The organism is Methylobacterium sp. Leaf85 (genome assembly GCF_001422125.1).
GTDB classification, from domain to species: domain Bacteria; phylum Pseudomonadota; class Alphaproteobacteria; order Rhizobiales; family Beijerinckiaceae; genus Methylobacterium; species Methylobacterium bullatum.
Genome location: NZ_LMME01000032.1, coordinates 163,342 through 181,506, shown reverse-complemented (window position 1 = coordinate 181,506; position 18,165 = coordinate 163,342). Strand labels below are relative to the sequence as shown.

The window sequence follows — 18,165 nt, the reverse complement described above, 5'->3', positions numbered from 1 at the left end:
TGTTGGGGATTGCGCGGCGACCGGCCGGCGCGGGCATGTTAGTGTTCGACGATTAGGTTAGCGCACTGAATCGGACACAATTTTATGTCTACAATTGAAGACGAAATCTCAGCTCGGGTTGAACGAGTGCTCTCTGGCAAAAGAAGATCAGACGATCTGTTGAAAACTGTATTATGGCTGCGATTTCAGTGCGCAGGATCTGTCAAAGAGTTGGGTCACTTTTTAGCGCATTTCGATGCAAAAGACCGAGGCGCACCAACTAAAGAGATGACGAATTACTTTTTGTATATGAAGACATTCTTGGGTTCTCGTGACGAATCAGCAATAACACCAGAACATATCATGGGAGTTTTCAAGTTTGATGATATGTCACCGGATTTTAGAGCTGGTCTGACCGCTCGATTCCAGAACGTAAAGGGAATAGAGCTATACAAAACCACTGGCATCCCAATTACGGAAGCCCCTAGAATACTAGAAACAGCCTTATCGAAAGCAGAGTTGAAGAAAAACGGGAAATACACCCTGAAGGGAAAGTGCACAAACGAAGAGGTAAAATTATTACAGGGCATGATGGGCAACTTCGGCGACAGGCACATCTTAAATGCTGATGAAGTTTTTAAGGAGTTCGTCTCAGCTTTAGCAGAAAACGGCGTTGTAGATGCGAATGACCCCCGAATTCAATCAGTTAAAGAGTTTTATTCCTTGTTTGTTGCCGTCAGCCTAAACAACTCGAAGCTTAATATGGGGGGAATCGAGGCAGATCTCGAATTGCTTGTCATAGAAGGCAAGGTCAAGGTAATGGCAAGAGCTATAATATACACCTCCGTCAAGGGTGGGCATATTTTCCATGTCGCGCCAATATATTGGACTGATATAATGGCAGAAAGCGTCATGGATGGACAGACGCAAGCTCATTTATCAGACCTTAAAATTCCCCATCGTCCTGTAGAAATCGATGAATTTGGAAGACTGGTCCTCATCTGATGATACCCTACCCCGCAGAACGTGCTATCGTTCGCAGATCAGTGCGGCGGCGGGGTCAGGCCCGAGAGTGCCTTCGTCAGGCATCGTCCGACGCGGGGTAGGCAAGTTAAGCGTTAGCCGCCGCAGACACGACGTGCGGTGTACGTGGGTATGATCGAACCCCACCCCCGCCAGGAGCCGGTATCCAGCCCGGCCCGCGCTGATCCCAGATCACCCGATCCGACGTGGAAGACGAGGCCCCCCCCCTCGCCTCACGCCTTGGGCTTCGCGTGGTTCAGAGCCCATTTCGGCATGCCCCAGACGGACACTTCGAAGGTGGTGGCGCCACGGACGACAGGTCGATACCAAAGCGCAACCGGGCGACGGAGATCGTGGAAGCACTCCACGCGCTTGCCCCGTCGTCCGCCGAGGTCGCCGAGAGCCGTCACCGGGATCAGTGCGGCAGCATCGGACCAAGCGCCATTGACCGGCGGCGCCGCGTAAATCGCCCCTGAGAGGTTGGCCGGAGAGAGCGAGCCGTCAGTGCCCGTCACGAAGCGTTGGAAGCTCACGTGCGTCCACTGGACCTCGTCCATACCGCCCATGATCTTGATGAGCGTCGGGGAGGTCGCGTTGGCGTTGACCGTTCCAGACGCGAGCCTCGTGATGGTCGGCTCGGTGTACCAGATCGGCGACTGCGTCTTGCCGTTGGCGTGAATCGCACGCAACCCACCCTCAAAGATGGGATCACGCACCACCGCGCCAGCAGCAGACCCGAACAGCATGCCGAAGCCTGCCGATACGGGATAGGATGCCCCACCCTCGACAACGATGGTCGTCGAGCCGCCGGCAGATTCGTCTGCGAGAATGTCGAACCCAGCCATTATGCAGCCCTCGGGAGCGAGATGATGGCACCTTCAGCAAGCAGCGCGGGCTTGAGGTGCTTCTGATAGTCGAGGTCGCCCGTGTAGAGTTCATTGTCGTTGGCAACGGACGCAGCGATGGCGCATGCCTGTGCGATCTTCATCCAGCACATCTCAAGGCGGACAGTAATCCAGCCCATCTTCGTGCCGGAGATGCATCGAGCGACGGTGAGGTTGCGGGCCTCACCTTCACGGGCTTTGACCGCTCCCCATTTCATGAAGGTCGCGACGATGGTCTGACCGTTATCGAGCCCGGCACCACCTTCGAACATGACGCCGCCGTCGTCATTTGCGGCACGCAAGACCCAATGGGCGTCCGCGTGTGGATAGCCATAAGCAGTGATCGGCTCGTCGATATCCTGCTCGGGCGCGACAGAGTCGTCCCAGATCTGATCGGCCTGACCGACGATGCGGAAGCTCTCGCGGACGTACATATGCGGGGACATGCCCGGCACGATGCTATCGGGGAACAGACCGGGGATCAGACCGTACTTGATGGTCTCTTCGACGATCTGCGTGTCGGAAATCAGAACGCCCTTATCGTCGTATTTTTTGACGCGCGGGATGGTCAGCCAACGCGGATTCGCGACGATGTCGTAGAACAGCCCCACCGTCCGAAGGATGTACTTGTCCTTGTACGCCTGCCGTTCGGCAAAGGTCATGTACGGCCAGTCCAGCCACCTTCCGATCCAGTTGGACCCGATCAGCAGCAGGCCGCCGTTGTTCATGTCGTACTCGGGATACGTCCCGATCGGCCGCATCGGCGAGTTCGAGATCGACCCCGGAATGGTGCCGTAGACCTTGTCCAGGCAGATTCGGAACTCGTTGTCGTAGTCCGATGCCTTGTAATAGGCGGCCATCGCCGGGATGGTCAGCGCCTTCGACCACAGCCACCGGTCGGCATGATCGGTGACGGAGATGCGCATGTTGAAGGCCATCGTCCGCCCATCGGCATCGCCGCGATTTTGGTAAGGGCGCGGGTCGAGGTCCGGCCACCGCTCGCCGGTCGCCGGGTCATACGCAGGGGTCGGGGTTCCCGAGACGGGGCGAACGCCGTTGGTCGGCTCACCGACGAGAGAGACGCTCTCGCGGCCGATGCGCATGCTGACGCCGGCCGCACGAGCGAGATCGCCCTCGTCAGAGCAATCAGTGAAGTTCTGTGCAGGATAGGTAACCCCGCCGCACTTCACTGAAATGATCAGATCGCCCTTACGGTTCTTCGTCACGGCTTCCAGCGGCGCGTTCAGCACCACCGTGATCTTGCCCGTCGTTTTGCCCGCGACGGTCTTGCGCGTCTTGTAGAGGTCGAGCTTGGCCTGAAAGACGTTGATCACCGCAGCGGTGGTCGCAAGCAGCAGTTCGTTTTTGGCCTTCGTCGGGTCGGGATTGAGACCCGCATAATCGGCGAGGCTTTCTGTAAAGCCCCGCAGGAAACCCCAACGAAGACTTACCCCGGACGGCGACGCAGCAAACGTGCTCTCGCGGTCAGTCTGGGTCAGGCCGGACGCCCACATCGCCCCGATGCGAGGGCCGGGCTCGATAAGGAACACATCGGTTCCGCGAGAAGCCGCAGTGCAGGCCGCAGCAATACCAGACGAATTAGCAGCATAGACAAGATATGCCATAGCTTAGGCCCCCGCGATGGTGGCCATCACGGCCTGGATGCGCTTGTTTGCTTGGAAGACGCGAATGACGGACTGGTCAGCGAGGCCAAAGCCTGCCGCCACGCCGTGAATCGGGAGAGAGGTCGGCCCAGCGAAACCGGCCGTGCTGTTGATCGCGAGCATGTTCAGGCTGCGGGTCGGCAAAGCAGCGATCGCGCGCGGCCTCGTCCAGATCTTCGCCTCGTCAACAAATGCGGAGAAGTTTGCCGCGTCGTTGTCGCGACTGAATCCTGCCCACATGTAGTTCGGCAGGGGCGTATCGTTGACTTCCAGACCGGAGCCAGAGCGGAACCCGTAAAGGCCCGCATCGCGGCCCGGCTGCATGCCGAAATTGATCGAGTTACCTACGGCAAACCCGTCCGTTTTGACGCCACCGCCGGGATAGACTTTCGCGGCCAGGAAGTGCCCGGCGAGCGTCATGCCGATGTCGGCAGCTAGACGCTGCGTATCGATGTACTGATCGACGCCGTTGCCCCGCATGAACTTGTACGGCTGCGTCTCGATCGCCCCTTCTGCGCCGTCGTGACAGACGAACAGCGGGCCATTCGGATCGGCGAGGTTGACCATGTTGTTGGCGCGAGAGGCGCCGGGCAGGAACCAGACCTTCAGCTTCTGGTAGATGCCGAGGCCGGCGAGGTAGTCGACCTCCTGTCGAATGGCGTCTTTGAAGCGCTGATCGGCACTGTCGGGCCAACGGACAAAGATCGCGTCCGCGAGCTTCGCCGGCAGTGGAGTGTTCACGCGGCGCCGGACGCGCATATTTATCTTGGCGGACAGAGGCGTGGTGCTGCCGTCGCCTGCCGTACGGCGCACGACGCCGGTAACAGCCAGCGTGCCGACGTCGCCATGGTTGACCCACTGGCCGGACTTCTGGCCCCAGGTTCCCGGCACATCCATCACGGCCGGGTTGCTGGTGAAGTTGAATCCCGCGTCGGCCTTGTCGATGATCTGAATAAGCAGATCGCCGGACCGCTGCGGATCTTCGGGCAGGATGAGGGAAGAGGTCTCCGTCAACACCACATCGGTGAGGTCGGTCGGATAGGTCGTCGGCACGGCGATCTCCTGAATGAAGGCAGCGCTGTCAGCCGGCGAAAGGACGGTCAGCAGGCTCGTGTCGGGGTCGCGGAAGGCGAGCTGGAGCGCGGGGGCGCGTGTGAGGGGGCTGGTGGTGATGCCCTTGCCGGCCTCGGCCGCTGCGGCGGCGGCAGTCGTCGGACCGATCCGAGCCCAGCCGAGCGGGGTGACCGAGCCTCGGTAGGTGCCGGGGTCCGGGACGACCGGATTGCCAGCGGCGACAGGGTCGGGGTGGGTGGTTGTGGCGGTGCCGGGGATCTCGGCCCGCGCGTTCAGCGTCGGCGTGATCGCGGCGAGCTGCGCCCAGGTTTCGACAAGGATGTTGCCGGCGTTCTGGCCGCTGCGAATCGTGGCGACCTCGTTGTCGAGTTCACCGAAGTCTTCTTGAAGAGCAGTGAGCCCCGTCGCGACCGTGCCAACGGAATCATCGACGTACTTCTTCGACGTCTTCCCGCTCAGGTCCGTCCGGATAGAGGAGAGCGATTCCTCGACTTGCTCGGGTGTGGACTTCGCAGCCAAAGCATTCGCAATGGCGCCCTCGGCGACCATCTCGTCTTCGGACTTGTTGGCGACGCGATCGACCTGAAGGAGCGTCCGAGCGGCATCGACCGTAAGATCGGTCAGGCCCTGTCCGTCGTTCCCCTTGATCGTGTTGGGAGGAGCGGCGTCGAAATCGTCGTTCTTGACGACTTCCAGGCCCTCCAAACGCCAGAACGAACCATCCGGATCGTAGAAGACGCGGGCCAGCCGTCCCGGCCGGAGAGCGTTGGGGAGAAGCGGAAGCCCATTCCGGTCCCGCAGAGAGAGCGAGACGTATCCATCGACGGACAAGCTCGCCGGGCCAAGGTTTGCCCGATCCGCGATGAAGGAGAGCGAAGAGCCCCGACGATACGGTGAGGAGCCGCCGAAGGTCTGGACGGTATAGGCGTCGTCGATTCCACCGGAGACAATGGCACCGCTCACATCGTCAGCGAACCGCCGAATGCCTGCCATCACCGCGCGTTGGCCGCGCTGATAATCGCGCGCTGCAGCGCCATCGGTTGCAGGAATGGTGGGGTCCGCCCGCCCGTTTTCGTCGGGATCTCGGGACCATGCTTGAACACCCATTCTGGGCTTCTCCAGGCGTGCGAAGGCCACCTCGATCGAGCGAGGCGAGCCGGGATGGCGGTCGGGTTGGGGAGGGGGCGGGGGCGCTAGGTCTTGATCGCGAAGGCGACGACGGCACCCGGAGGTACGTTCGCGTGCGCGGAGCCCGAGCCGGTGTCGTTCAGCGACAGGGTGTGGGTGTGGTCCGCAGCAGCCGCGATCGAATGCGTGTGATCGGCAGCAGCACTGATCGTGTGGGTGTGGCCGCCGACCGGATCGGTCGAGAAGCCGTGCTGGTGCTCGCCGCCCGCGTTGATGGACACGGCGTGGGTGTGCGCGCCGCCGGGATCGGTAGTGCCGTTGGCGCCCGGCGCACCGATGCTGATGGCCGCGTAGATGTCGGGACCACCCGCCAAGACAACCTGTGAATATTTCACGTTGTGCGAGTGAGTGCCGTCCGGTGCGGCAGACCCAGTATGCGTGTGCGACCCGCCAGCATTGGTCGTTCCGGAATGCGCGTGACCTCCTGCCGACGCCGTTGCGGCCCCATGGTCATGAGCACCCGCCGACCCTGTCGAGCCGCCGTGGTTGTGTCCGCCCGCCGCCGCCGCAGTACCCGTGTGCGAATGGCTCGGCATCTGCGCGATCGTCAGAGCAACCGTCTGGGCACCGCCCGAGCTGCCGAGCGCACCGGCCAGACCCGTCGCACCGCCCGCACCAGTCAGAACATTGGCCGCCGTGCCGCCGAGATTATCCGCGCCAAACATGGCCCGGCCACGGAGGTCGGGAATGTTGAAGGTCGTTGAATTGTCGCCGTTGCCCCAGGTCGTACCGATGATGGAGAACAGGGCCGAGTAGACGGTGCGGGAAAGCGCGCGACCATCACAGGGAAGCCAGCCCGGCTCCATCGCCGCGTCAGCCTGAGCGACGATCCGCCCAGGGCGATCGATCGTCGGCGAGACGATGAGATAGGCGTCTTCGGTCGGCACGTAGGCCACCGAGTAGATGATACCCGGAGTGATATCGCCGGGACCGCACTGTCGAAGCTTGTTGCGAAGGATCGGCCTTGCGGCCTGTCCATCCAGCGAGAGCGTCGCCGGCCCGGCATTGCTGGACGCGACGCGGAAGGAGATCGTGTGGCCCGCAGCGGCGGCGACGGCCGAGAACCCCTGAACGGTGGAAACCTGATAGGCGTCGCCGGCCGCACGCGAAGCGGATTGAATGCCGATATTGTCGTCGCGCCAGTTGGCAACCGACGCCATCATGGCCCGCATGGAGTTGTTGACCGCAGCAGCGGCCATGCCCTCGTTCAAAAGGATAGGAGGATCGGAGACATCGTTGGACGATGCATTCCGAGACCAGTTGTTCAGACCGGGCATCGCGACTCCAGGCACAGGCATGCGACGGTGCACGCTGGAGCGTGGGCGACCGAGGCAGGCATCAGGGATTGAGGGGCGGTTAGAGGCGTTTGCGCTTCAGCAGAGCGTAGAAGGCCGCCGGGTCGAACGGTTGTGCCGGACGCTGCAAAGGCTGAGTCATCGGAGTTGGAGCCGCAGGAGCAGCCGGAGCGGCCTGTTGCCCGCCCTGGCCCATAAGCGTCTGTAGAAGCTTGTTCGTGTCGAGCGGTGCGTCGGGCTCGGAAGCGGGCGTCGCCATCACCGGGGCCGCGTTGGTCGAGGCTTCAACCCCGGAGATGCCGAACCGACCGGACTGGCTCGTGTCACCTGGCATGGTCATTACCGGACCGGAACCATCGAATTTCCCGGTCCACCGGGCCGCGAACTCCGCCGCTGTCATCCCTGGAGAGCCGCCGTTCAACGCCACCGCCTTGGCCCCGACCAGCGACGCGGCAGGCGCATCGGGGCTCGAGAGGATCTTGGCTGCTCCACCCGCGCCCTGCTGGTGAGCGAGGTAGAGTTCTCCGGCCGAAGGAGTGCGTCCGAGCGTCTTCGTCAGATGCGCGCCGTTATCGCGGGCTAGACGTGCCGCTGCATCCGACGCCGCAACAGGATCGAACTTATCGGTCAGACCGTACCGGCTCGCGGTGCTATCGATGAACTGATAGAGCCCCCCGGCCGAAGAATTGGGGTTTTTCGCGTTGGGGTTGCCGCCGCTCTCGATCTCCGCTTGACGGACCATGTACGAGGGGTCTTGCCCATACTGCTTGGCCTTCGCCACGATGATGGCGGCAATGTCAGGACTCATGGCCATCGACGCGTGATCCCGTGATCTGTTGCTGTGCGGTCATCGACTTCAGTGCACCCCATGGCCATTGTCTGGCCGCAACTGAGAGGTGCTCGGCGATGGAGAGGCTTGTTGTGGTAGCCATGTTCGCAAACAGGCACATCGCTGGACGTCGTCCGCGCCTAGTCGCTGCTCTCTTGCTGCTTCCGTTCACGGGGGCTGCATGGGCGCAGGGCACTACCCCTGAAGGTATCGTGCGTGCCGCAAGTGTTCAGGCGGCGATCCTACAATTCTGTGGTCCATACCACCCGTTGGATGGCCCCAAAGCACTTCAGATCGGCAAGGCGTTCAACGATATGGCGTATAGCGTCTTCCCAAAGGGGAAAGCGAAGCCCGCTATCGATCGCGAGTTCAAGCGACGCTTCCAAGAAGTCAAAATTACCGGACCGCAGATGTGGTGCAGATATCAGCGCGATACGCAAAAATCGATCGGCAGCGGGGTATTCTTAGATTAGCCGAGCCACTCAACAGGCGCTCACTCAACTCGTGATCATGCTCTAGCGGATGGCACATACCCTGATCGACCGAGAAAGGTGAATTTCTGCCGGTTCGCTCTAAGGCGATTGAGCGAAGGTAATGACGTCACCGTCGCGCAAGCATAACATCGCGAACAGACCCTCACGATGCCCACTAGCGGTCGTATTCGTAAGGGTGGCCTCGCATGACTACATGCACCAATACTATTTCATAATCTAGGCGCGATTGATAAATAGGGCTGGAACAATGCAAATTAGCGATATCAATGCAATAGGACCCATGCTCCTAGGCGGCGTTGTAGGTTGGATGATCTATTATTTTATAAGACGTTTTTCTACATTCAGTCCACAAGCACTGGGTGCTACATTCGCTGCTTTTGCAGGTGGACCATTATTAAAGTATATTGGTGGTTTTGAACATTATTCTCAATCATATTATCTCGCAGGAGTTGGCATAGGATTTTTCATATATGCACTTTTTTTGGCTGTGCTTCTGTATTTGCTTGGAATTGGGCGGATTGACGATTCGGAATTTGCTTTTTTCGCAGGATGCGGAGGCGTAAGCCCTAGCGAAATCAGGTTTTCGAGAGTGATGACTGCCTATAAAGATTGGTCTAAAGGAAAAATTTCAAATCTTGCATTTGAAATTGCACTAAAGACCTCTGGGCTAACTGCTAAGGAGTATGCGGAAATATCAAGCTCACAGCTCGAATTTGCTTCAGAAGAAGGAGTTAAAATAGTAGAAGAATTTAATAAAGCTGGCTTGCCAGAAAAACTTAAGAAATCTCGAAGGGCTATTAAGAAAAACGAGCCTGACAAACAAGTCTAGGACTTTTATTGCACAACCGCCGGAGCGGCAGCAGTCCGAACGGCTGCATTTGGGTGCCGCGTGAGACGCTCTGAGCAGCGAGGTCGGGTCGAAAGCGGCCCCGGCAGCGGGCGCCAACCCGGCAAGTTGTTTGTGATCTACCTCGCCAGGACAGGTAGTCGCGGACGCTCGCCGGTCTGAGACCCAGCCGAGCCAAGAGCCAGAAGCCGCGTCAGCAGCATCTGAGCGCCGGGAGCGGAGCCGCCCTGGAGCATTGCGCGAAGCTCTTCGATCGATACGTTCTTATCGGTCAGAGCCCGTGCGATGTCCGAGGAGTTGCGCTGAACCCGCCGCTTGAGAAGCTCCTCGCCCGCAGCCCGCTTCATGCCGAGGAACGTGCCGCCGACCGCGCCACCGACGCCGCCCGCCGCTCCACCGGCCGCGCCGAGCGCGACGGCTTCTGTAATGGCCGATGAGAGCGGTCCATCACCGTTGGCGAGAGCTTTCGTGATGACCTGATTGAAGGCGGTGTCGGAGCCCTTCTGAGGCTTGTAGCCCGTCGCTTCGAGCGCGGTCAGCAGGCGATCCACGGCCGAGGTTTTGACGTCGCCGGCAGGCAACGCACGCAGAGCCGCGTCGAGGTTCTTCTCTTGCTGAGCCTGTCCACGCACCGCTGATGCGAATCCAGCGCCGCCGTACTGCGCCGGGCCACCCTTCAGATCCCGTGTGGCGGAGTTGAAGGTGCCCTCAAGGTACTGACGGGCGAGCTGTTGTGCCGTGGTCGGATCATTGCGCGCGATGGCGCCCATGCCGGCCGCGACCTCGCCTTCAGATCCAGCCAGGGCCTCGCGATCAAACAGAGCCCGCTGAGCGGCCTTCGTGTCATCCGTCTGGGCCAACCTTCCAAGGGGCGTCTTATCGAGGCGAGCCAGCCCGTCACGGGCGCGAACGATGCCTTCGAGCTTCTGATACACACCGGGCATCTGCCTCACGATGTCAGAATTATCCCGGAGCAGCTCGTTCAACCGATCGGCATTGACGTTCCCACGTGCATCGGTCGCGCCATCCAACAGCTTCGAGACCCAAAACTGTTCGTTTGCTTGCCGTGCTTGCGGGGTGACGTTTGCAAGCATCTCGCGCGTGGCAGACGGCCCCTGCACAAGCCCCGGCACCTGCTCCGAAGGGTATGCCATGCGCTTCGTCAGCGGATCTTGCTGGACCACCCGGCCGAGGGGCGTGTTGCCCGTGAACGGTTCGAGAGGCTTCGAATTCGCGGCGAACCGCGCATCAGCGGCGGCCACCTCGGGCACCTGCTTGAGCTGAGTGTCGAGCGCCGTGCGGGAGATCGTGAGGTCACGGACCTTCGTCCCGTCGCCGACCGCGCTGGCTTGCTGGATCTGGTAGTCCAAACGCTCACGGGCCTTGAGCAGACCCTCCACCGACATATCGGTCTGGGCGCCACCGGGCTCGAAAAGGTCTTTGCGCGCGGCGCCGAGAGCACCACGAACGTCACCTTTGGCGAAGCGGGCCTGATCGTCGATCGCGGCCAGCGCCGGCTCGGGATTGACCTGACCGAACCGCACGTCGGGAATCTCTTCCGTGATGGTGGTAGATTTCACATACGGGTCGAGCGGACCCTTCATCGCGTTGACGGTGCGCTCATAAGCGGCCAGCGGGTCGGTTTCTTCGCCACGCATCAAGGCGCCGACGACACGCTCGCGGATGTCCGGATGGAGGCTCTTCGGATCGACCTCGACCCGCGTCAGATCCTCGTCGAGGCGGCTCTCGGCCAGCGACCGGGCGTTGGCATATTCGTCCGCCGCCTGTCCGCCCGCCGCACGGCCCTTCGACCGGCCGGCACTGTCGAGCGGGTAAGAGGGGAAGCCGCGCTGCTCATTCTGAAGCTTGCGCAGGAGTTCGGATGAGATGTCCCGCGCCATGCCGCCATCGGCATCGGGGCGGAAGTAACCCTCCTCGATCAGGCGCTCGCGCCAGAAATTATCGATGCCTTTGCCGTCAGAACGGGCGACCTTGCCGACACCGGGCACCATGAAGCGCTGAAGGTCGGTTGCCGCCGCATCACCATCCAGGCGAATGCCGCCGTTCTTGGCAATGAACCGGGCGAGGCTTTCCGCACCGGGCTCGGCCGCACCAGCGGTGGCGCGTTCGAAGGATTCTGCGGGACGCGGCGCATCGGCCTCGAATTGCGGGCGCGCATAGGCCGGCTGAGTGATGATCGGATCGCCGGGGCGTTCGACCTGAATCGTGCGCTCGATGCCGACGTTCTCAGGCACCTCACGGGCGAGCCGGTAATCGCGGGCAGCATGACCCTGACGGACCGCCTCACGGAGATCCGCAGTGGCACGCAACGCCGGCTGAATCACCTGCCCGGCCATATCGGCGGTCATTCGTGGGCCGGCAGCTTCCCGAGCTTTCGCCAGGGCAATTCCTTCGGGGGTCTGATCCAAGCCGCGACGTGCCGCGCTCTGGACGTCCAGACCGAGCGCCGAGGGCGACGGAGCCAGAGGGCCGAACATGTTGAAGGTGCCGCGAGCCGCAGCGTCCATCTGGGCAGGACGCTGCGCATAGAGGTTGGTCAGCGTGTTGCCGCCCTCCCCGCCCGAATTGGCGACCACGCGCGAAAGCTGTGACAGGCGACCAGCCCTGCCATCGGTGACCTTGTTGAGGGCTTCGTCCAGAGGGAGATCGATACCGCCGTTCGGAAGACCACGGGCCTCCGCACGCAGCGCCTGAGCCGCAGCCAGATCCTCGGGAGAGAGGCCGCTCATCGCCTCCTTCATCAAGACGCTTCCGCCGCGCGGAGCCTGAGCGACCGCCGCGCCGACGCCACCCAGAAGCGCCCCGGTGAACCGAGCGACAGGCTCGGCCTCGGGAAGCAGCTTACGGGAACCCTGCCCAAGCCCTTCGGAGACCACGGCCGGAGCCACGACCTGACCGATACGCTGAGCGGCAGACCCACCACCGAGCGCGGCGTTGGGCGCGAATTCCATGAGGGTGTTCGCAAGCTCACCCGGCATGGTCTGGGGCTTGTACAGCTCCGGCAGACCACCCTTGCGAAGAGCCGCGTCGGTGCCCTCCTTCATGAGATCCGACGACGGGAACAGCCCGCGCATCCGGGTTTCGTTCGGCCCGTCGAGACCGGGGACCGGTTCTTTGAGTTTCGCGACCTGTGCCGGGGTGAGCGCGCCTGTCTTCTCCAGAAGGTAGCCCGTGGCATGCTGCCAGCCGCGATCGATAAGGTTCATCGCGTCGGCGGGCAGACCCACCAAGCTCATCGCCCCACGGGCCAACCCGCTCGGAATCGTCTTGACGACGTCCGACGCGATTCCGGGTCCGACCAACGACGGCACGTCCTCGATCAGCGTGCCCCCAAAGCGAGGGCCGACCGGAGCATTGGCCTGGACCGGCTCGTCAACTGGCGTGCCGGAGAAGCGTGGCGGCATCGTTATTTCCGATACTTCTTGCCGTCAGCCGGATCGACATAAACGGAGCCACGGGGCAGCGCATCGAACTCGGCCTGCGTCGTCGGAGCGGCGAGGCCGCCGGCACCGGTCGCCCCCGTCTGCCCGACAGGACGCGCGGTGGAGGCGGCGGACGCGGCAGGGAAGAGAGCGTTCTTGTTGGAATAATCCGTGAGCACGTCGTCGAAGCCGGAATCGATCCGGCCATTGTTTTTCGCGGCGTACTCGCGGGCGAGCTTGGCGACGTCCTGCTGCCGCTGCGCCAGGGCGCGGGCGATGCCGATGAGTTCGAGGTTGCCCTCTTTCGTGCGCGACAAGCCAGGCGCGACGCGGCCCAGGTAGTCACGGTCAGTGTTCGAGATGCCGGGGCCGAGCGATCCGCCGAGGCTATCGAGGACGACCTTGTTGGACAGGGCCTCAAAGACCTCAGTCGGCTTCGTGAAGCTGGCATCCTTCACGCCCAGGGCGACCATGAGCTGATTCGCCGTCTTCAGGCCCTCGGCACCGACACCGGAATAGAAGTTCGGATCGCGTGCAGCCTGCTCCATCAGGGACAGCGTGTTGAGGGTCGATCCCGCGTTGCGGCCCTTGTTGGCAAGATCGAGCTGATACTCGCCGTAGCCCTTGCCGACCGTCGAATCCTGAGCCTTTTCAGCGCCCATGTTGATCGTGGTGCCGGCCGGATTGACCGCCGAGAGCTTACCCTTGGAATCCCGCTGATACGCGCCCGCCGGCAGGCCGAGGGAGACACGCTCCGCCTCCGGGATCTGCGTATAGGTTTCGTCCGGCTTGCCCGCTGCGGTACCTTCCGCCTGCGCCTGAGCCTTCGCCCTGACAATCTCCGGGCTCACCTCGGCCGGACCGAGCATGTTCGACGCGGCCGGCTTCTCACCGGGCTTCAGCTCGTAGATATTGCCGCCGATGGTGACGCGGGACGGATCTTTGTTGAGCTGAGCCAGCGTCGCCGACAGAACGGTCGGATTGGACATCGCAGCCTCGGAAAGGCTGGCATCCATGCCCTTGCTGCGAAGGTAGTCGCGCGTCGCGTTCTCCCCACGCATCTCTCGGGCAAGCTTTTGCTGCTTGAGGAGCATTTCGGTGTTGGCGAGCCCCGTGGCGGTCGAGGCCGCACCGGCTCGTTGCATGTTCTCGAAACCCTTGGCCCACCCGGCACCGCCTCGTGCGGAGAGCAGGCCGGACGACAGGGCGAGGAGCTGATCGCCGAGACCGGAATCCGCAACCGCCTTCCACTTCTCCATGAAGCCAAGGCCATCGCTCGCCTTCGTCGCGGCGGTCGGCACCGTTCCCGACGCAGGTACGGCATCGGCGGCCGGCATGTCCGCCGCAGGGGTCGGAGGCGTGAGCGAGCCGAATGACAACGGGCGCGCGGGAGGTGTCGGAGTGTCCGCAGGCAGAGGCGCGGGCTGGAAATCGGGTAGGACCGGACCGCCCGCAGCCGCCGGCTCGGGAGCCGCGACGACGGGAGCGCGAGCGCCGCCCACCTTGCCGGGCAAAGCGCCGAAGCCCAACGGCGAAGCCACCGGGGCCTGAAGGGGAGCGGCCGGAGCCTGGATCTGATCAGCCGAGGGGACGGCACCGGTCGAGTAGCCTGAGAAGCCCTGCCCCGCTCCCATGGGAATCCGGCTGAAAAGGCGAGCGATGTCCTCCGGCGACAAGCCAGCCGACGCGCCAGGAAGGGGGCCGAAGCCGAAGCTCATGAGCGCGATCCCATATTGGCGGAGCGCTCTGTGGCGCGACCGTAATCGACGCCGAGCAGGCCGTTGGAGAACTGGCCCACCGCATGCGGCGCGGCGCGGGCGACTTCCTGAGCAAGCAGGCCGATCTGCGGGGTACTGTCACCCTTGTAGGTGTAAGAGTAGACAGTCTGACCGTCGTTCAGCGCGCCCACGGGCGTGACATTGTCCTTCGCCCGCTCATCGGAGAGCATCGCCAGCATGGGCGCTGCCTTCCCGATATTGGCGAGAGCACCAGCACCGCCCGTGATGCCGCCCAGAATCTGCTGAAACATGCTCGGCTGCGGGATCTGCTGTGTCGTCGTGCCGATCTGAGTGCCGCCAAGGCCCGCGATCGGACTGGCGAGCCCGGAGAGCAGGCCGAGCTGCTTCCACTGCTGCTGCTGTTGCTCGTTGAAGAGCTGCTGCTGAGCGTCAAGCTGATCCTGTCGTGCCGCGTCCTGAATCGCGCCGACCTGAGCGAGCGTCCTGCCGGGAGACAGAAGATTCTCTTGGACGCCGCCAACCTGACCAAGACCAGCCTGAGCGGACGCACGATCGCCCTGAGCGGACTGAAGCGCCGTACCGTACTGTGACAGGCGCTGTTGATTGTTCTGAGCCTGGATCGCGGCCAATGCGCTCGCGCCGGTCAGCGCGGCGGTATCGGCGCCGGACGAGAGATTCGCCCCCGTAACGGCCTGATTGGCATTGGCCGCCCGCACGTCGTTCTGAGCGCCGAGGAGGCCGGAGAGGACGCCCGTGCGCGCGTTGGCCTGGCTATCGATGGCATTTGCCGCCGCCGCCTGCCGTTCACGCTCGTTCGAATAATCGGTGTAGCGGAGATTGGTACCGACTCGATCGGCGGCATCCGCCACCGCGCCCGCGAAGCGTCCCGAGCCGTACCGGCCGGAAGCCGCGAACTTCTGCGCAACGGCACTCGCCGCGTCCCCTGCCCCCTGATCGATCATGGCAGAGGTGTAGGGATTCGACGCGTCGAGGAACTTGCCCGAGGCGACGTCCTGCAATGAGCGTTGGGTCTGGGTGCCCTGGCCCAGGCCGTTCGCAAGGTTCGAGTAGCCCGAGCCGTCAAGATTGTACTGACCGCCGACCAGACCTTTGCCCACCGACGACGCGGCGTTGTTCGGATCGGCCATGCGGTCGGCTGCGGACTGGACGCCTGCCGTGCTGACCGTGCCGACGCCGAGGACGTTATTCAGGGCCGACTGAGTGCCAGCGGTCGCGCCGCCGTTGCTCAGCAGTCCGTTGAGGAAGGTGTTTCCGGCTTGTGCCGTGGCCGCCGCGCCATTGGCGTTCGCAGCCATGCTGTTGAGGCCGGCTTGCGTCGTGTCCCCGAGCCCGGCCAGCCGAGGGCCGGTATAGACCTGAGAGCCCACGCCCGAATTGTACGCATCGGTCGCGCCCTTGAGGATCGTCTGAAGCGCCGGCTGGGCCGGAGCCCAGGGATCGGACTTCTGTTCCTGCGTCGTGGTCTGCGTCTTCGATCCGCCGCCCATCACAACCTCTTCGAATAGTGGGTGCCGGTGGCGCAGGCTTCGGCGAAGTAGGAGGGGAGCAACCGCTCCCACGCCCGTCGCCCGACGAATTCGACCGTCTCACAGCCGACATGGCGGGCACCGGCCTCGACGTGCTCCAGCGTGTGGAGCCATGCATTCGAGCGATGACCGCCGAGGGCCAAGATCCAGCAGGACCGGGCGCCGTTGGCCTGTTCCCGCACTTGGGTGACGCCGGCCGCGACGGGCCTGCCATCGTTGTCGAGGATCGCGATCAGCGCGGCTGCACCGGCAAGGCAGGCCGCACGCAATGTCGTTTCGGTATGGTCGCAACCGGGTCGTTCGCAGGCCCTGGCAATCATCCCGCCGAGATCCGGCCATGCCCGAAGGATGGCGCCCGGAGGAATCATCGCGAGGCGCATCAGTTTCGGCGCAGCTCGTACCGGAACAGCGCTCCGGGGATGTTCGCGGAGTGTCCGATCTCGAATAGGCTCTTCCGAACCGTGCGGACGTACCAGCCCGAGCGAGCCGCCGCAGCGTTCACAGGGACCAGCACCGGCATCGAGCGCTCCGAACACAGCGCGTCATTGACCACTGTGAATTCCGCCGTCGAATCGAGTTCAACGGTACCGACTCGAACCGCATTCGAGTTGCCCACGGCGAGATCCGCGATGGCCTGAATGATCTTCGGCAGATCGGTTTCCGACTTCGCGGGGACGTTCATCGAGCGCCCTCTTCGGTCGCGTCGGGCTCGGCCCCGGACACGTAGCTCCAGGCGGTACCAGCCGGGATTCGGATGCGAGCACGGTGATATCGGCCAGATGCGCGGCACGGGGCCATGCGCTCGGGATTCGGCCGCGCCTCACTCTTCCAGACTACAGGATCAGCCTGCCTGAGCGTTTCCCGCGTGCCGATCTGGACGCGCCAGTCATCGGCATCGGAATCGAGGCGCATGCCCCGGAGGAAAGATCGGTTTGGGCGCGAGAGCATCGCGTCGGGCGTTTCAAGCGTGGCCTGTAGCGGCGATCCGGTTAGAAGCGAGAGCTTGTTGTCGGCGGTGATCAGGCCGAGCGTCGGAGGACCGCCCGCATAGGAGGGATCGTCCAGAGGCTTCTGACCGGAATCGTCGAGCGAGCCGGGAATATCATCGATGGAGACCGCGAGCGTCGCGCCCACCAGCCCGTACCGAACCGGAACGTCGAGGAACGTCCACCGATCCAGCAGGTAATCGTAGATCAGACACTCATTGAGCAGCGTCGGGTCATCGGTTGGTGCCGCGAGGGTCCGGTACGCAAAAAGGACACGCGGTCCGGTCGCGTCGCGGATGCAGATGGTCGAGGTCACGCGGATCGGATCGACCCGGCCGGCGAAGAACCGGTTTACCCGCTCGGCACCGATCGACGCGGAAGCGCCACCAGTGAACAGGAAGAACCCCTCACGGTCGAGGAAGAACACCCGAGCGCCGACCTTCACCAGCGACCAGGGAGCGACCGCGCCACGATTCTCTTCGAGCGTCGAGAAGTCGAACACCGTCACCGAGCCCGGCGAAAAGACCATGCGTCGGATCTTGCCCTCTTGGAACACAAGGCCGAACTCGCCGCCTGCGAATCCCGTGACGGGACCGCCTTCGGGAAAGATCTGAAGGTCCGAGGTGTGGCCGCCCGACTGAACGCCCGGCTCCCAATAGGTGATGTCGCCGAGGTCCGACCAATGCACCGCGTTGGGATCGGAGCCGAGGCCGGCGAGCACGAGGAACTCGCTCACCACGCCCATATGCCGGGCACGCGGAGGATCGCCGCCGAGGTCCGCGAAGGCTTTGCCCGCGTCGATGTCGATGACCTGAACGACCGTGCCGAGGCAGGTAGCAAGGAGCTTCGTCCCGTAGACCGCGAAGGACCAATAGTCGCCCGGCGGGATGCTGTAGGTCGCGCCCGGCTTCGAGACGTTCAGCCACCGGCCGTTCGCGAACTTGAACAGCCCGGTCGCGGTGCCGGCGAAGTAGATGGGAAACCCGTAGGCGGGAGACGGAACCTCAATCGCCCCGAGGCACGGCGCAGGAAGGGCCGTGGACAGCGCGACCGGCGAGCGGACTGGAGCGTATCCATCCTTTCTCGCAATCACATTCGTGGCGACCGAGCACACCGCCGCATCGACAGCCGCGACGTCGGGCTCCCAAGGAGGCAGGGCGATCCGGGCCATGG

Annotated in this window: 14 protein-coding genes; 3 read left to right on the top strand and 11 right to left on the bottom strand. The window is 63.0% G+C overall.

The genetic code is table 11. The features are described from left to right. Window positions 1-84 precede the first annotated feature (84 nt). Window positions 85-984 (top strand): hypothetical protein, encoded by a 900-nt coding sequence (locus ASF08_RS24985; protein WP_156629647.1) that lies wholly within the window; start codon window positions 85-87, stop codon window positions 982-984. 251 nt (window positions 985-1,235) lie between these two features. Here the strand turns inward: ASF08_RS24985 and ASF08_RS18645 are convergent, their stop codons facing one another. From ASF08_RS18645 to ASF08_RS18625, 5 genes are all read right to left on the bottom strand, one after another. Further along, the gene (locus tag ASF08_RS18645; protein ID WP_056148356.1) at window positions 1,236-1,847 is read right to left on the bottom strand and encodes a hypothetical protein; all 612 of its coding nucleotides are present in this window, start codon (window positions 1,845-1,847) and stop codon (window positions 1,236-1,238) included. After that, window positions 1,847-3,511: an FAD-dependent oxidoreductase gene (locus tag ASF08_RS18640; RefSeq protein WP_082473276.1), complete on the bottom strand. Its 1,665-nt coding sequence runs from the start codon at window positions 3,509-3,511 to the stop codon at window positions 1,847-1,849. Before ASF08_RS18640 ends, ASF08_RS18645 begins: the two co-directional genes overlap by 1 nt. Window positions 3,512-3,514: 3 nt before the next feature. Continuing rightward, a complete protein-coding gene (locus tag ASF08_RS18635; protein WP_156629646.1) occupies window positions 3,515-5,731 on the bottom strand; it encodes a hypothetical protein in 2,217 nt (738 codons plus the stop codon). Window positions 5,732-5,817: 86 nt separating this feature from the next. Then, window positions 5,818-7,089 carry a phage tail protein gene (locus ASF08_RS18630; protein ID WP_244474577.1) on the bottom strand — a complete coding sequence of 424 codons (1,272 nt, stop codon included), beginning with the start codon at window positions 7,087-7,089 and terminating at the stop codon, window positions 5,818-5,820. A gap of 79 nt (window positions 7,090-7,168) precedes the next feature. Beyond that, the gene (locus ASF08_RS18625) at window positions 7,169-7,921 is read right to left on the bottom strand and encodes a transglycosylase SLT domain-containing protein (protein WP_056148343.1); all 753 of its coding nucleotides are present in this window, start codon (window positions 7,919-7,921) and stop codon (window positions 7,169-7,171) included. Window positions 7,922-8,013: 92 nt separating this feature from the next. Here ASF08_RS18625 and ASF08_RS24980 point away from each other — a divergent pair, with 92 nt between their 5' ends. Together ASF08_RS24980 and ASF08_RS24975 are read left to right on the top strand one after the other, a co-directional pair. Further along, window positions 8,014-8,409 carry a hypothetical protein gene (locus tag ASF08_RS24980; protein ID WP_210166706.1) on the top strand — a complete coding sequence of 132 codons (396 nt, stop codon included), beginning with the start codon at window positions 8,014-8,016 and terminating at the stop codon, window positions 8,407-8,409. Between the two features lie 268 nt (window positions 8,410-8,677). Further along, on the top strand, window positions 8,678-9,259 hold the full coding sequence (locus tag ASF08_RS24975; protein WP_210166705.1) for a hypothetical protein: 582 nt from the start codon (window positions 8,678-8,680) through the stop codon (window positions 9,257-9,259). Window positions 9,260-9,396: 137 nt separating this feature from the next. Here ASF08_RS24975 and ASF08_RS18620 read toward each other — a convergent pair whose 3' ends face one another. From ASF08_RS18620 to ASF08_RS18595, 6 genes are read right to left on the bottom strand one after another with little or no spacing between them, the layout of a single operon-like run. Next, window positions 9,397-12,702 (bottom strand): hypothetical protein, encoded by a 3,306-nt coding sequence (locus tag ASF08_RS18620; protein ID WP_056148339.1) that lies wholly within the window; start codon window positions 12,700-12,702, stop codon window positions 9,397-9,399. A gap of 2 nt (window positions 12,703-12,704) precedes the next feature. Further along, window positions 12,705-14,438 (bottom strand): hypothetical protein, encoded by a 1,734-nt coding sequence (locus tag ASF08_RS18615; protein ID WP_056148336.1) that lies wholly within the window; start codon window positions 14,436-14,438, stop codon window positions 12,705-12,707. Next, window positions 14,435-15,967: a tail fiber domain-containing protein gene (locus ASF08_RS18610; protein WP_200931878.1), complete on the bottom strand. Its 1,533-nt coding sequence runs from the start codon at window positions 15,965-15,967 to the stop codon at window positions 14,435-14,437. The genes ASF08_RS18615 and ASF08_RS18610 overlap by 4 nt, the downstream gene beginning before the upstream one ends. After that, window positions 15,967-16,386 (bottom strand): hypothetical protein, encoded by a 420-nt coding sequence (locus ASF08_RS18605; protein ID WP_056148333.1) that lies wholly within the window; start codon window positions 16,384-16,386, stop codon window positions 15,967-15,969. Before ASF08_RS18605 ends, ASF08_RS18610 begins: the two co-directional genes overlap by 1 nt. Beyond that, complete coding sequence (locus ASF08_RS18600; RefSeq protein ID WP_056148330.1) at window positions 16,386-16,688, bottom strand: hypothetical protein; 303 nt, start codon at window positions 16,686-16,688, stop codon at window positions 16,386-16,388. Before ASF08_RS18600 ends, ASF08_RS18605 begins: the two co-directional genes overlap by 1 nt. After that, window positions 16,685-18,163 (bottom strand): hypothetical protein, encoded by a 1,479-nt coding sequence (locus ASF08_RS18595; protein ID WP_056148325.1) that lies wholly within the window; start codon window positions 18,161-18,163, stop codon window positions 16,685-16,687. The genes ASF08_RS18600 and ASF08_RS18595 overlap by 4 nt, the downstream gene beginning before the upstream one ends. Between the last annotated feature and the right edge of the window lie 2 nt (window positions 18,164-18,165).